At 64.3% G+C, this 13,241-nt stretch carries 12 protein-coding genes; 8 read left to right on the top strand and 4 right to left on the bottom strand.

Translation table 11 applies throughout. The features are described 5' to 3' along the window. Positions 1-144 precede the first annotated feature (144 nt). Together NY78_RS11285 and pal are read left to right on the top strand one after the other, a co-directional pair. The gene (locus NY78_RS11285; RefSeq protein ID WP_231583944.1) at positions 145-1,464 is read left to right on the top strand and encodes a translocation protein TolB; all 1,320 of its coding nucleotides are present in this window, start codon (positions 145-147) and stop codon (positions 1,462-1,464) included. A 251-nt stretch (positions 1,465-1,715) separates the two neighbouring features. Further along, complete coding sequence (gene pal / locus NY78_RS11280) at positions 1,716-2,231, top strand: peptidoglycan-associated lipoprotein Pal (RefSeq protein WP_043635764.1); 516 nt, start codon at positions 1,716-1,718, stop codon at positions 2,229-2,231. Between the two features lie 443 nt (positions 2,232-2,674). Here the strand turns inward: pal and NY78_RS11275 are convergent, their stop codons facing one another. Beyond that, the gene (locus NY78_RS11275) at positions 2,675-5,833 is read right to left on the bottom strand and encodes a tetratricopeptide repeat protein (protein WP_231583943.1); all 3,159 of its coding nucleotides are present in this window, start codon (positions 5,831-5,833) and stop codon (positions 2,675-2,677) included. 113 nt (positions 5,834-5,946) lie between these two features. Here NY78_RS11275 and NY78_RS11270 point away from each other — a divergent pair, with 113 nt between their 5' ends. Then, the gene (locus NY78_RS11270) at positions 5,947-6,243 is read left to right on the top strand and encodes a hypothetical protein (RefSeq protein WP_047960151.1); all 297 of its coding nucleotides are present in this window, start codon (positions 5,947-5,949) and stop codon (positions 6,241-6,243) included. A 253-nt stretch (positions 6,244-6,496) separates the two neighbouring features. On the opposite strand, the gene NY78_RS11265 is transcribed toward NY78_RS11270, so the two are convergent. Next, positions 6,497-8,200, bottom strand: a complete 1,704-nt coding sequence (locus NY78_RS11265) for a putative bifunctional diguanylate cyclase/phosphodiesterase (RefSeq protein ID WP_043635762.1) — start codon at positions 8,198-8,200, stop codon at positions 6,497-6,499. A 482-nt stretch (positions 8,201-8,682) separates the two neighbouring features. On the opposite strand from NY78_RS11265, the gene NY78_RS11260 reads away from it, so the two are divergent. Continuing rightward, positions 8,683-8,865, top strand: coding sequence for a ferredoxin (locus tag NY78_RS11260; protein ID WP_043635759.1), 183 nt, complete (start codon positions 8,683-8,685; stop codon positions 8,863-8,865). 204 nt (positions 8,866-9,069) lie between these two features. Further along, the gene (locus NY78_RS25245; RefSeq protein ID WP_197084235.1) at positions 9,070-9,219 is read left to right on the top strand and encodes a hypothetical protein; all 150 of its coding nucleotides are present in this window, start codon (positions 9,070-9,072) and stop codon (positions 9,217-9,219) included. A 393-nt stretch (positions 9,220-9,612) separates the two neighbouring features. Here NY78_RS25245 and NY78_RS11255 read toward each other — a convergent pair whose 3' ends face one another. Next, the gene (locus NY78_RS11255; protein ID WP_043635757.1) at positions 9,613-10,080 is read right to left on the bottom strand and encodes a phosphatidylglycerophosphatase A family protein; all 468 of its coding nucleotides are present in this window, start codon (positions 10,078-10,080) and stop codon (positions 9,613-9,615) included. Between the two features lie 149 nt (positions 10,081-10,229). Between NY78_RS11255 and NY78_RS11250 the strand changes: the two genes are divergently transcribed. The 3 genes from NY78_RS11250 (at position 10,230) to NY78_RS11245 (ending at position 11,583) form a co-directional block, all read left to right on the top strand. Next, positions 10,230-10,523, top strand: a complete 294-nt coding sequence (locus NY78_RS11250; protein WP_043635755.1) for a hypothetical protein — start codon at positions 10,230-10,232, stop codon at positions 10,521-10,523. Positions 10,524-10,607: 84 nt separating this feature from the next. Then, positions 10,608-10,760: a hypothetical protein gene (locus NY78_RS23715; RefSeq protein WP_197084234.1), complete on the top strand. Its 153-nt coding sequence runs from the start codon at positions 10,608-10,610 to the stop codon at positions 10,758-10,760. 52 nt (positions 10,761-10,812) lie between these two features. After that, positions 10,813-11,583 (top strand): DUF6125 family protein, encoded by a 771-nt coding sequence (locus tag NY78_RS11245; RefSeq protein ID WP_082139985.1) that lies wholly within the window; start codon positions 10,813-10,815, stop codon positions 11,581-11,583. Positions 11,584-11,586: 3 nt separating this feature from the next. On the opposite strand, the gene NY78_RS11240 is transcribed toward NY78_RS11245, so the two are convergent. After that, a complete protein-coding gene (locus NY78_RS11240; RefSeq protein WP_043635978.1) occupies positions 11,587-13,134 on the bottom strand; it encodes a sigma-54-dependent Fis family transcriptional regulator in 1,548 nt (515 codons plus the stop codon). Positions 13,135-13,241 lie beyond the last annotated feature (107 nt).

Below are 13,241 nucleotides of genomic sequence, written 5' to 3'. Positions count from 1 at the left end.
GAGGGGTCACATGGCGTGACCCGACCGGACGCAGCCCGGGGAGACCCGTTCGCATCCGGTCCAGACGTCGCCCTGTCCCTCTCTTTGCACGAGCGGCGTCGCAACCTTTCAAAACAAAAATTTCAGGGACTTCAGGCAATGACCATGCGCAAGCAGATGTTTCTGACCGGAATGTGGAGTGCGGCCCTGGCCGTTCTCATGTGCTTAGTGGCCCTCCGGGCCGAAGCCCAGACCTCCCTGGCCGTCGATATCCAGGGACCCGGGCAGGCCAAGATGAATCTGGTCATGGCCAGGCCCTTTGCCGGCGGCGGCCAGCTCACCCCGGCGGACAAGCTCCAGGACCTCATCAACAAAGACCTGCAGTTTTTGCCCTTCCTGCAAATCGTGCCCCAATCCAACGTGCCCGGACAGGTGAGCGGGGCCACCGCCGACCAGATCGATTTCAAGCCGTTTTCGCTGGCCAAGGTGGATGTGCTGGTCACGGCCAGCTGGACGCCCGGCAGCAATCTCGGCAACGTCGAACTGCGTGCCTTTGAGGTTTATTCCCAAAAGGTGCTCGTCGGCAAAGGCTACGATTCGGTGACCGACGCCCAGCTGCCCGACATCGCCGACCGCTTCTGCATGGAACTGATGCAGGCGCTTACCGGCCAGGGCGGCTTTTTCAATTCCCAGATCGCCTTCGTCAAACCCAGCACGGCCAAGGGCACCGATATCTGGACCGTGCGTCCGACCGGCCGGGGCCTTACCCGTGTGACGAGCTACAATGAGCTGGGCATGGCCGTCAGTCCGTCCTGGTCCTTTGACGGACGGCGCATTGTGTTCACCCTGATCGGTTCGCGCGGCCACTATCTCGGTGTTTGGTCCGGGGGCGGCAAGCCGCAGGTCTATACCCTGCCCTCGACCAACGTGGTCAGCCCGCATTTTCTGCCCGACGGGCAGGTGGCCGTGAGTCTCACCATGCACGGCAAGGCCGACATCTATCTGCTTGGCAGCGGCTATCAGCCCGGCCGGCCCCTGGTTGCTGGCGGCGGCATCGAGGTGTCGCCCACTTTTGACGCCTCGGGGCGCTCCATGGCTTACGTTTCCGATGAGACCGGCAGCCCCAATATTTATGTGAAAGACGTCAACGGCGGCTCGGGCCGGCGGGTCACCTCCTCGGGCTACAACACCAACCCGAGCATGAGTCCCGACGGCAAGCTCATTGCCTTTACCAAACAGCTTGGCGGGGCGCAGAAGGTTTTTGTCATGGATCTGGCCACGGGCCAGGAAACGCAGGTGACGTCCGGCGGCGGATCGGACGAAAACCCGTCGTTTTCTCCGGACGGCTATTTCATCGCCTTTTCGTCGACCAGGAGCGGGGGGAAAAAGATTTTCGTGACCACGCGCCACGGCGCGCCGCCGGTCATGGTTCCCACCGGCGACGGGGCTGCCTATATGCCGAGCTGGGGGCCGCTCCCCCAATAAAACGTGCTTCCCTGGTGCGGGGCGGGGACGCCCAAGGCCTGGAATCGTTCCGGACCTGGGCTATGGTGTCAGCGGGTTGTGAAGAATTCGCAACTCCCCGGAACACCCGTTAATTCCCTGTTGCAATTAATTGCAGGAGGCGTAATTGGGGGCCGGTTCCAGTTGTGCTTCGCCAGCACCCTGGACGATACCCGGGGCAAAGCCCTGCGGTATTTTTAATGCCCAGGCGGGCAATGTGAGGAGGAAGAATCATGATGCGTTCGAAGATGTTAGTTATGGCTATGTTGGTTCTGATGCTTTCCCTGGCCGGTTTTGGTTGCGCCAAAAAGGCCGGCGGTCCCGGCGACGGTTCCGGAACCAGCTGGGAAGAGCAGGAACGTGCTCGTCTGGAACAGGAGCGCGCCCTTCGTGAGAAGCTCGGTGCTGCTTCCACCGAATTGGCCCAGATGGTCCACTTCGCCCTGGACAGCTCCAACCTGACCGCCGAGTCCCGGCAGATCCTGACCCGCAAGGCCGAGATCATGCGCCAGTACTCCCAGATCAAACTGATCGTGGAAGGCAACTGCGACCAGCGCGGCACGGCTGAATACAACCTGGCCCTTGGCGAGCGTCGCGCCCAGGCTGCAGCCCAGTACCTGTCCAACCTCGGCATTGGCGCCGATCGGCTGTCCACTGTCAGCTACGGCAAGGAACGTCCCCTGGATCCGGGCACCAGCGACGCTGCGTACGCCAAGAACCGCCGCGACGAATTCCGCGCCACCTACTAGTCTTTCTTCGCCGCAGGCGAGCCAAGCGGCCGTCGGGGTTTCCCGGCGGCCGCTTTTTTGTTGTGTCCGGTCGAAAAGTGGAACCAACGGCCGATCCATCTGATTTTGCGGAGGCCGCTGCGGTTGGCGCGGGGGAAGGCGGCAAGCCCTGGAGCGCGCAACAGGCGGCGATAAGAGGCGCTCTCGCAACGCCGGTTGGATCGGTTGCGGCGCTTGGCACGGGTTTGCCGAAAGCGCGTTCGTCAGGTCTGGCTCGGGGGAGGGGCTTTGGGAGCAGCGTCAGGCGGCTGGTGTGCCTCCCGGTCGTGTCGAATCGCCAGGAGCATGCCCGGACAGCGGGAGTGGGAGGGCGCTGCCGTGGGCCGGCCACCGTGCGGCGCCAGAACACTGCCCGGGAGGCGGCTTGGGCGAACGGCATGGCCAGAGCGGTCCGGCTGGGAGCGTCAGGGGCGTTTCTCCGCCGTGCGCAGGCGTTTGACCGTCAGTTCGTAGTTTTCCTTAAACAGGCTGTCCTGGGGGTTGCAGCGCAGGGCCTGTTCGAAGAAGGGCAGCGATTCCGGGGTACGGCCCTGCTTGTGCAGGGTCAGGCCCAGGTTGTTGTAGGCCGCGCAGAAGTCCGGACAGCGGCTGACCACGGCCTTGTAGCCCTCGACCGCGCCGGTCAGATCACCACCGCCGCGCCGATGCTCGGCTTTTTCAAAAGCGGCCGAACACTGGGCAGCCACATCCGAAGCTGGGGCTTGGGCGGCGGCCAGCCGTTTGCGGGTCAGGGCGGCATTGTCCTGAAACAGGGCCACCGAAGGGGCGCATTTGACCGCCTCGTCAAACCACGGCAGGGATTCGGCGGCATAGCCCAGGGAGAACAGGGACGTGCCGACGTTGTTGTAGGCCTGGCAGGTGTCCGGGCACAGGGTGAGCAAGGCCTGATAGTCGCGGATGGCCCCGGCATGGTCGCCGGCGTCGCGTTTGCCGCCAGCCTGCCTGCCCAGGGCCTCGCAGCGTCCGGCCCGGTCGGCGTCGGCGCCGGCCGTGGCCTGTCCCCGGTTTTTCTGTTCGCGTTTGGCGTCTTCATGGCGGACCCGGCCGGCGTCGATGCGGCGCTCGAGGTCACGGGCCTTGGCCGCCAACGTCGGGGGCAGGGGGCCGGCATCCCGGGCTGTGTCAAGAAGCCGGCGGGCCGCTTCGAATTCCCGGGCGTCGGCCAATTTGTCGGCCTGGGCCAGGGCGGCGGTCAGGTCGGTTTCGCTGCGGTTTTTTTCCGCCTGCACTTTTTGCCGCCACTCGGCGACAACAGGGAGTTTGGCATTGATTTTTTCGGCCTCGGCCAGGGCGGCCAGGGCCAGATCGAAACGCCGCGCGGCCAGGAAGTCCCGGGTGCGGGCCAGGGCGTCGGCCACGGCGTCCCTGGCCCGGGCCAGTTTGGCCCGATGGGCTGTGATGGCCGGGTCATTGGGGACCAGGGCCAGCATGTCGTTGACGGCCAGCAGCGCGCCGTCGAGATCGCCGGCGGCGTTTCGCTTGGCCGCTTCGGCCGCCAGGGCGGCCAGACGTTGATCCCGGCCGGCCCGGTGGGTCACGGCATCCTGCAATTCGGCGATGCGCCCATGGCGGGGGTTTATTTTGGCGGCCTCGGCCAGGGCGGTGCGGGCTTCCTCCAGCTTGCCGCCGGCCAGGGCCGCCTCGGCCCGTTCCTCGGCCCGGGTAAGCTTGTCGCGGGCCAGGGCCAGGTTTTTGCGCGCCTGGGCCGCGCCCTGGTGCTCGGGGTCCAGGGCTGCGGCTTCGCTGGCCGTGGCCAGGGCAGTGTCGGCGTCGCCGGCGTTCCACTGGTCCCTGGCCCGGGCCAGCCGTTCATCCAGGCTCCAGGCCCGTTTTTTCCGGGCGGCGATGGCCGCGTCCATCTCGGCCACGGCTCCGAACCGGGGGCTGATGGCTCGGGCCTCGTCCAGGGCCTTGGCCGCACTGTCGAAACGCTTGGCGCTCAGATAGCCGGCAGACTCTTTGAGTGCGGCAATGAGCCGATCCCGGGCGGCGACGAGGCGTTCGCGCTCGGCTCTGGCCGCGGCATGGGACGGGTCGAGTTCCAGGGCCTTGCCGGTCAGGCCCAAAGCCCCTTCCACTTCGCCGGCGTCCCATTTCTCCCGGGCCGTGGCCAGTAATTTTCCGATGCGGCCGAGCAAGGCCTTGCGGTTTTCCATGGCCAGCCGGGCGGCCGGGATAGCCGAAGCCTTGGCGTTGATCTTGGCGGCCGCGTCGAGCATGGCCGCGGTTTCGTCGAAATCATCCACCGCCAGGGCCGCAGTGGCCCTGGCCAGATGGTCGTCCAGGCGGCCCTTGTCGCGGACCACCCGGTCCAGGGCGGCCACGGTGGCGGGATCTTTGGGACTCAGGCGCACCGCCTGCCCGGCAGCAGCCAGCGCCCGGACCGGATCGCCTTCGGTCCAGGCCGCGGCCGCTTCGCGCACGAGGCTGTCCACTTCCCTGGCCCGCTCGGCTGCGGCATCAAGCTCGGCCTGGGACACGGCCACGGTAAATTCGCCCTGGCCCCGGCCAAGGAGCAGGCCCCGGGCATCGCGCACCTCGACCGAGACCGGGCAGGGACCGGTCTCCCGGCGCGAGGCGGCAATTTCCCGGGTGTCTTCGCCGCCGGCCGCCCGGGCACCGGGACAAAGGCCCCAGGCATAGGCCAGGGGCGGATGTGGCGGCGTCGGGGCCACGGCGGCCCGAAGGCCCACGCGCTGGCCAACCGCCACGCCCTCGGCCGCAACCGGACCTTCGCCGTCGCGCCAGACTGTGGCCGGCGCTTCGGTGAGTCCCCGGTTGTCCACCGTGACGGTGTAGTTGCGCGCCGGGATGTCGGCTTTGGCCGAACCCAGCGTCCCGCCGGCTTTACCGGCCTCTCCGGCCACGGCCGTCACTTTGACCGGCACCGTTTTGGCCTCGGTCGGGTAAAACGTCAGGCTGCGTTCCCCCACCCGCACGAGCTTGGCCTGGGCCGGCAGGGGGTCCCAGCGAAATTCCACACCCTCATGGACCGGGAAATCCCGGATGGCAACCGTGGTCTCTTCGCCGACGAGCGGGGCAACCGGAGAGGCGGCCAGGCCGAAACTCGGCTGGGATATTTCCAGCACCACCGGATCGGACACAGCGGCCAGACCGGCGGAAGGACCGGACTTCGGCACCACCTCCACCCAGACCCGCTGCACTCCCGGGCGCATGAAGACGGCGGTATTGGTGCAGGGACCGGCAGCCTCCAAAAATTTGGCGCCGGCGTCAGCCTGCCAACGGCATTCGTAATCACCCGGGCGATCTTCCCGCTCGCCGCGAAAGAGCCGGGCTTCAAAGGAGGCCGCACCGCCGACGCGCGGCGTGCCTTCGGCCGGGGCGCTTTTTTTGAGCACCACCCGAAGGTCCCGGCCCTCCTGGGCCAGGCCGGCTTTGGGCGGAGCGGCGGCCACATCAGGCTCGCGCACAGCGGCCAGGGCCGGATCGGCGGCCTGGCCTTTCCGGGGTATGGCGACGGTCAGGCACAGGACGGCGGCGGCAAGCAACAGCCAGAGGGTCTGGCATCGGATGGGTCGAAAAGAGGGTGGTGTCTGTTTCACGGATATCGCTTCCCTGCGTTTCCCCAGGGAAAGCAGCAATCGTGCCAGGAAATTTTGTCCTGGCCCTAACGGTGGGTCCGATCCGGCCGAAAAGACCGGGCAAGGAGTACGTTATGAAATCGCCCCATCCCGCCATGCCCCATGCCGCAACGCCGGTTCTGGACGTCCATCACCCCGAACACGCCGCCAAACTGGGGGAAGCCTTTTCCCAGGAGCGCCAAAACGTCCTGGCCGCCCTGGAAGAGCTTGTGGCCATGGGCTATGCCGACCGTGGGCTGCGGGAAAAAACCGCTCTGGCCACCATGGAACCGATGCCGGCCCATGGGCTGATGGAACGCGCCCCGCGCGAGGTGCTGCGACTGCGGGCAGCGCTTTTTCTGGTTTCCTGCCATGCCCACCGGCGCAATTAGACCGCTCCCGGGGCTTTACAGCGAACCAGGAGTGGTTAGGTATGAAGTACAAGGGGAGCAGTTCCTCAGGCGATATACCCGCAACGACGACGGAGGGGTGAGCAAAATAAAAAGATCCACCCATACCAGACGCATTGAGGCGTCACTGGAAGAGATTCTCCAGGCGTACTAAAAAGAGTTCCCGAAGCAGAGCTTCGGAACCGGCTGTGTAAGCAGCTCCTGCGCCGACGGAGAATCTCTTTTTTGGGGTGGCTTACAGACGTGACGTTGCATCGTCTTTCCAGTGTTTGCGCATGAGCAGATCGAGTTCCTCACCCGGCACGGGCTTGGAAAAGAAGAATCCCTGAGCGCTTTCACAGCGCAATTCGGACAGGGCCGTGCGATGTTCGGCCAGTTCCACGCCCTCGGCCACCACCTCCAGGCCGAGTTTGTGGGCCATGGCAATAATGGCCCGCACGATCTCCATGTTCTGTTCCGCCTCGTTCATGTTGCCCACAAACGACCGGTCCACCTTGAGGCTGTCGAAGGGGAAGCGCTGGATGTAGGACAGGGACGAATACCCGGTGCCGAAGTCGTCGATGACCACTTTGACCCCCAGGGCTTTCAAGCGCTTGATGGTGCGGACGGCCTCGTCGGCGTCGTCCATGAGCACGGATTCGGTCAGTTCGAGCTTGACGAGCTGGGTATTGATGCCGGTCTCGGCCAAAATGGCCGCGACTTCGTCCACGAAGTCCGGGCGTTTGAACTGGCGTCCCGAGATATTGACCGACAGGGTCAGGTCGCCGCAATCCGGATTGGCCCGAAGAAGCTCCACCAGCCGGCGGCAGGACTGGCGCAGGATCAGCGCCCCAAGCTCGTTAATGAGGCCGGTCTCCTCGGCAATGGGAATGAATTCCGAGGGGGCGATCAACCCCTGGCGCGGATGTTGCCAGCGGGCCAGGGCCTCAAAGCCCGTGACCTCGCCCGAGGTCAGGGACACAATGGGCTGGTAATGGACGGTGATCTCGCCGGATTCCATGGCGTGGCGCAGGGCCAGCTCCATTTCCATGCGGCGCTGGGTGAGCACGCGCATGCCGGCGTCGAAGACGGTGTAGTGGTCGCCGCCGTGCTCCTTGGAGCTGTACATGGCGTTGTCGGCGTCGCGCAGCACTTGGTCGGGGTGTTCGTAGGCCGCTGAACCCAGGACCACGCCGATGCTGCAGGTGACGAAAATTTCCTGTTTTTTGAGCCGAAACGACTGGGCCAGCTGGCGCAGCACCGTCTCGGCCATGGAGCAGGCATCCTCCAGGCCGGCAATGTCCTCAATGAGGATGGCGAATTCATCGCCGCCGAATCGGGCCAGGGTGTCGAGTTCGCGCAACTGTTTTTGCAGCCGGTTGGCGATGACCATGAGCAGCCGGTCGCCGGTGACGTGGCCGAAAGTCTTGTTGACGAGCTTGAAGCGGTCCATATCCAGGTACAGGACGGCGTAGAGGGCCTTCGGACTGCGTTTGAGGCGTTTGATGGCCTGATCGAGCCGGTTGATGAACAGGGCGCGATTAAACAGGCCGGTCAGGGTATCGTGAAAGGCGTCGTGGAGGATGTGCTCTTCGAGTTGTTTTTGCCGGGAGATGTCGGCCAGCGTGACCAGGGCTCCGGGAAAGGCTCCATGCAGCGGCGTGATGCAAAGCGCCCGCCAGGTCTGGGCACTGACACAGCCACAGGGCAGGTCCATCTCGTAGCGCGGCAGGCTGCCGTCCAGGACGGCGCTTATGCCTTCCTGTACGGCGGCGCCCACGGGCTGGGTCAGCATTTTGGCGCAGGAAGCGCCAAAGGGCCGGCCAGGACCCATGTCCGGATCAATTTCGCGCAGGAGTTCGAGGCAGGCGGTGTTGGACGCAACAAGCAGGCCGGCTCTGTCGAGAACGGCTGCATGGGAGGGCAGGGATTCGAGCAGGTCGTGAATATCTGGTAACATGGCCCTCAGAGTCGTTTCCATCCGTCGAAGCCGTCTGTCGATGACCTTAACCGCATTTATCAAGTGTACGGGTTTTGGTAACAGGCGTCAAAGGCCAAATCCGACGCGTGTCCCGGGTGGTCCGATGATTGATCAGGCTTTCAAGAATACCCTCGGGTTGTCAACACTTTCCCGGTTTTGGCGCGGGCCGCCCGTTCTTGACTTTTCGTTTGCGCCCCGTCATAGACGAACTTCCCGGGCACGGTACCCGTCCTGGGTTGAATTTGGGTGCAAATCGTACATTTGCACGATGTTGCGCCTGCCATCACGCTGCGGATCGCGAAGGCATTTTCCGGGGTGCGTGGGTACCCCTGGAGCGGCTGAGGTTTTTGCGTGCCAGTGACACAGCAGAGCGTGTAAACGGAAGTCGGACGTCGCCGCAGGGGGTTTCTCAGGGAAATCCGGACATGGCGACGCCGGACAAAACTCAAGGAGGACCGGACATGGCCATTGTTATCGATGACGATGCTTGCATGGGCTGCGAAGCTTGCGTTGAGACCTGCCCCGATGCGTTCGAGATGAACGGCGACGGCGACAAGGCCGTTGTGAAAGAGGCCGATGCCGAGGCCGATTGCGTGGATGAAGCCATCGACGCCTGCCCGGCCGAAGCCATCACCAAATCCTGACGATTCCAGTCCCCTGGCGGGACAGCCCGCGCCGGGTTTCCGGCGCGGGTTTTTTTTATGGCCGGGGCGACCGCTCCCGTAAGCCTTTGTCCCAAAATGCCGATAAGCAGTGTGAAGCTTCCTGATTGTTGGGCTGGAGTCGGCAGGAACATTTCTTGCTTGGCTTCAAGGGGACTGGGAACAGTGCCCAAGCGAGGCAACGCCATGAACACCATCCGTAATTATCTGCAACATCGGCTTAATCCCGTGCACATGTACTGCCGGCTTATGGATTTCGGACTGGCCCGGAAAAACGCCCGGCGGCTTTGCACTGTGTACGAACGCTTCATCTACCGCGGCTTGTTGTTTCATTAAGCCACACCCGGCCGCGCCGTCGCCTGGACGATTTCAGATTTGTCACGGCCGGCGGCCTGTTGGAGTCTTTCGGCGCGCCTCGTCCAGCGAGCATCCACCCCACCTTCCTGCAAGAAACGTCACCGTGTCCGAGTACGGTTTTTGCGCACGTCGCCCCGGCAATGGGCAAAAATCGTCATCGCCTGCCGCCCGGCCTGTCCCCCAGATGTTTTAAAACGGCCCTGGCGCAAGAAAGGCGTACGGCCAGCTGTCCACTTTGTGACAAAGCTGATCGCATCCAGGCGGCACAGGCGCGCTTTGGGGCCAGGACAGGCCCAGGTCGACGCGGCGGCCGATCCGGCGGAGCATCCCGCCCGGCCGGACCTGCCGGCCAGAGCTGCCGGGGAATAAGCCTTACCCGCGCAGCCAGATGAGCACGAGCAGGCTCAGGCAGGCGTAGATCCCGGCCAGCACGTCGTCGATCATGACGCCATAGCCTCCGGGCAGCCAGTTCTCCGAGGCCCGCACCGGCGGCGGTTTGAGGATGTCAAAGGCCCGAAACAGGAAAAAGCCGGCGACCATGTCAAAGGTGCTGGGCGCGGCCAGGGGCAGGAAGGTCAGCCACTGGCCGACCAGTTCGTCGATGACCACATGGCCGGGGTCCTTGCGGCCAAGGATGCTCTCGGTGCGGTCGGCTGCCTTGGCCCCAATATAAAACACCAGAGCCAGGAGGAGTAGGCGCGCGAAAATGGGGAGCGGCAGGAAACACACCGGCGCGAGCAGCACGGCGGCGGCCGAGCCCCAGGTGCCCTGGGCGTAAGGCATCCGGCCCAGGGGGCCAAGGCCGGAGACGAGGAGGGCGAGACGGTCGTTTGTGAACATGAAGGCCTCCGCAAAAGTTGGATCGGCGGCAGGCTACAACGCGCCCGGCAGCGGGGCAAGGGCTGTTGCGGCGTCTTGAACTCGGGGGCGAAGTGTGGGAAGACGGAAATGCGGGCGGCCTGCGCCACTGGCCGCAAAGGAAGGTATTGATGCTGAGTCTGACCTACTCGATCGTGATTTTCGCCGTCTATTTTTTTCTTTTCGTTCTGTTCTACCAATTGTATTTTCGCCACCGGATCTATTTGCTCCTGCTGGCCGAACATGCCTACATGGATCATTACATCGACAAATTGCCGCATATCCGTGACCGACCTGACGAGCGCCTGGGCATGATCGAGTTTATGCTCTCCAAACGCCGCGCCTTTGTCCGCCGTACCCGTGAGTTTGTCGCCGTGGCCACCGTCGCCTATCTCGTCGCCTTGGTTGGCGGCGCCGCTCTTTAATCCTTCCCCGACCCACTTTTGCGTCGGCCGGCCCGTTTCCTGGGCCGGCCGGTTCCCTCATGGTCAAGACAAGGAGTGTCTGTCTTGAAGAACCTGCCCATTGCCACAAGGCTTTTGATTCTTTTCTTTGTTTCCGCTCTGTCTGCGGCTGTCATTTTTGGCGTGGGCGCTCATTCTTCCTATACGCTGGCCGATGCCGGCGCGGCCGAGGCCTTCTGCAACGTGACAAGTTCATAAAGGAAAAAAAATGACCCACGACCATTCCACCCTTCCCGGGGGTCCGGGGGGGATGATCCCCCCCGGCGCAGAGGCTCCGGAGAGGCAGCGTCTCTCTGGGCCGCCGGAGGCGCTCCACCTGCTCGCCCGCAAGATCCTTGAGGCGGGGCGGCAGATTGCGGTGCATTACGGCTTGTGGCTGGCCGAGGCAACCCATCAGTTCGGCACGGCTGAGGCCGTGGCCCTGGAGGCCAAGGCCGGCGACGCTTTCGTGCCGCTGCTCACCCGGCGCATCGAGCGGGCGCTTGACTTGCCGGGCGACGTGCCAACGCTTTTGGCCGGGCTTGGGGAAGAGCGTCTGGAAAAGCTGCTGACCGCCCTGTCGGTGTCCTGGCTGGCGGCGGACGGGGTATGGTTTCGGGCTGTGGAGGACGCGCGCGGCATGCACGACGCCAAGCGGGTCAACGACAGTTGCTGGTCGCGGCTTGGCTATTACGAGGCGGTGCGGGCCAGGGAGCTCCTTGGGCTGCCCGAGCGCGGCGGCCTGCCTGCCTTGCGGGCGGCCTTGTCGGCCCGGCTGATCGCCAATATCAATGCCTTGGATTTTATCGAGGAAACGCCGGACTCGCTGGTCCTTCGCATGGTGGAGTGCCGGGTGCAATCTGCCCGCGCCCGGCAGGGGTTGCCGCCGTATCCCTGTGTGTCGGGCGGCACGGTGGAATATACGGCCTTTGCCGCCGGCATCGATCCGGGCATCAGGGTCGCCTGTGTGAGTTGCCCGCCCGACAGCACGCGCGACGACTGCGCCTGTGCCTGGCGGTTCTCGATGGGGGCGGCCGGCTGAGCCTTATTCTTTATTGATGCCGAGCTTACGCAGCCGGGAGTCAAAGGTCGAACGGTTGACCCCGGCGGCCTTGGCCGCCTTGGTCACGTTCCATTTGAACCGCTCCAGCAGGGCCAGGGCGTAGGTGCGTTCCAGCTCTTCCCAGGTGTAGGCGGTCAGGTCCGAGGCAGCGGATGCGCCCGCTGTTCCGTCCTTGGCCGCGTCCTGGTCCGGGGCCGGACAGGGAGTCAGCGTCTGGCCCGGGTCGCCGTGTTCGATGGGCGACGGGATATCCTCCTCGTCGATGACCGGGCCGGACACGGTGGCCAGCAGGAAGCGCACGAGATTTTCCATCTCGCGCACGTTGCCCGGCAACGGCCGTTGGCACAGTGCGCGTTTGGCCTTGGCCGAGAAGCTCTTTGGCGGCAACCCCAGCCGGGCGGCGTCGCGGGCCAGGAAATAGTCAAGGAGTTCCGGGATGTCTTCCGGGCGTTCACGCAGCGCCGGCAGGCGAAGCGGCAGGACGTTTAAGCGGTAGAAGAGATCCTCGCGAAAGACGCCGCCGGCAATGGCCCGGGGCAGGTCGCAGTTGGTGGCCGAGATGACGCGCACGTCCACCTGCCGGGTTTCGGCCCCCCCCAGGGGTTTGATCTCGTTTTCCTGGAGGACGCGCAGGATGCGGGCTTGCAAGCCAAGCGGCATATCGCCGATTTCGTCGAGAAAGACCGTGCCGCCGTTGGCGGCCTCGAACAGGCCGATCTTGTCGCGGTCGGCCCCGGTAAAGGCCCCCTTTTTATAGCCGAACAATTCCGATTCCAGCAGCGTGTCCGGGATGGCCGAGACGTTTTGCACCAGAAACGGCTTGTCCTTGCGCGGGCTTAGGCGGTGGATTTCCCGGGCGAAGAGTTCCTTGCCGGTGCCGGATTCGCCGGTGATGAGCACCGGGAAATCGGTGCGGGCGTAGTTGGCGGCGGCATCGAGCGCGGTCTTGAAGGCCGGGCTTTTTCCCACCAGCGGCGTTTCGCCGCGAAATTCGCCGATGATGCGCTTGAGCTTTTGGGTCTCTTTTTTCTGGTCGGCAAAGGCCAGGGCGTTGCCCAGGGCAATGGAGCCGATGGCCACGAATTCTTCGAGCAGCTCCAGATATTCCTTGGACAGATTGAGCCGGCTGCCGCCGTGGGCCGTGTCGATGATTTCCACCGCGCCGTAGACGTCGCCGTCCTTGAGCACCAACGGGTAGCACAAAATGAGCGTGGACTTGACGTCCATGCCCGATTCCGCCTCCTTGAAATGGCGCTTGTCCTTGCCGGGTTCGGCAATCGTCATCTGGCCGTTTTCGATGACCCAGCCGACAATGCTCGGCTTGCCCCTGGGCACGAGAAACCCCACCAGCCGGTCGGCTTCGTCGCCGGTGGCCTCGATGCACTGGTAGCCGTCGGGGCGCTTGATCCACAGCGAACCGCGTTCCACGTTCTGGAATTCGACCAGGGCTTCCAGAAAACGACGCTGGAGCTTGTCGGTTTCAAGCACCTCAAAAAGGGCCTTGGGAAAATCGGAAATGCTTGGCGACATGGCATAATCCCGGAAATTTTGCCGGAGCATGCCGGAAAAGCGGGCGCGGGGCAAGGCTTGGAACCGGGCAGCGGTCCATCCCGTCTGGAACGGACCGCCAACCGGCA

Origin of the sequence: Desulfovibrio sp. TomC (assembly GCF_000801335.2) — a bacterium.
In the GTDB taxonomy this organism is placed as follows: Bacteria; Desulfobacterota; Desulfovibrionia; order Desulfovibrionales; family Desulfovibrionaceae; genus Solidesulfovibrio.
This window is presented reverse-complemented; position numbering and strand designations above follow the sequence as displayed.

What these genes read in the sequence shown, in the direction of transcription:
- NY78_RS11285 (WP_231583944.1), top strand. Translation starts at nt 145, where the DNA reads ATGCGCAAGCAGATGTTTCTGACCGGAATGTGGAGTGCGGCCCTGGCC.
- pal (WP_043635764.1), top strand. Translation starts at nt 1,716, where the DNA reads ATGATGCGTTCGAAGATGTTAGTTATGGCTATGTTGGTTCTGATGCTT.
- NY78_RS11270 (WP_047960151.1), top strand. Translation starts at nt 5,947, where the DNA reads ATGAAATCGCCCCATCCCGCCATGCCCCATGCCGCAACGCCGGTTCTG.
- NY78_RS11265 (WP_043635762.1), bottom strand. Translation starts at nt 8,200, where the DNA reads ATGTTACCAGATATTCACGACCTGCTCGAATCCCTGCCCTCCCATGCA.
- NY78_RS11260 (WP_043635759.1), top strand. Translation starts at nt 8,683, where the DNA reads ATGGCCATTGTTATCGATGACGATGCTTGCATGGGCTGCGAAGCTTGC.
- NY78_RS25245 (WP_197084235.1), top strand. Translation starts at nt 9,070, where the DNA reads ATGAACACCATCCGTAATTATCTGCAACATCGGCTTAATCCCGTGCAC.
- NY78_RS11255 (WP_043635757.1), bottom strand. Translation starts at nt 10,080, where the DNA reads ATGTTCACAAACGACCGTCTCGCCCTCCTCGTCTCCGGCCTTGGCCCC.
- NY78_RS11250 (WP_043635755.1), top strand. Translation starts at nt 10,230, where the DNA reads ATGCTGAGTCTGACCTACTCGATCGTGATTTTCGCCGTCTATTTTTTT.
- NY78_RS11245 (WP_082139985.1), top strand. Translation starts at nt 10,813, where the DNA reads ATGATCCCCCCCGGCGCAGAGGCTCCGGAGAGGCAGCGTCTCTCTGGG.
- NY78_RS11240 (WP_043635978.1), bottom strand. Translation starts at nt 13,134, where the DNA reads ATGTCGCCAAGCATTTCCGATTTTCCCAAGGCCCTTTTTGAGGTGCTT.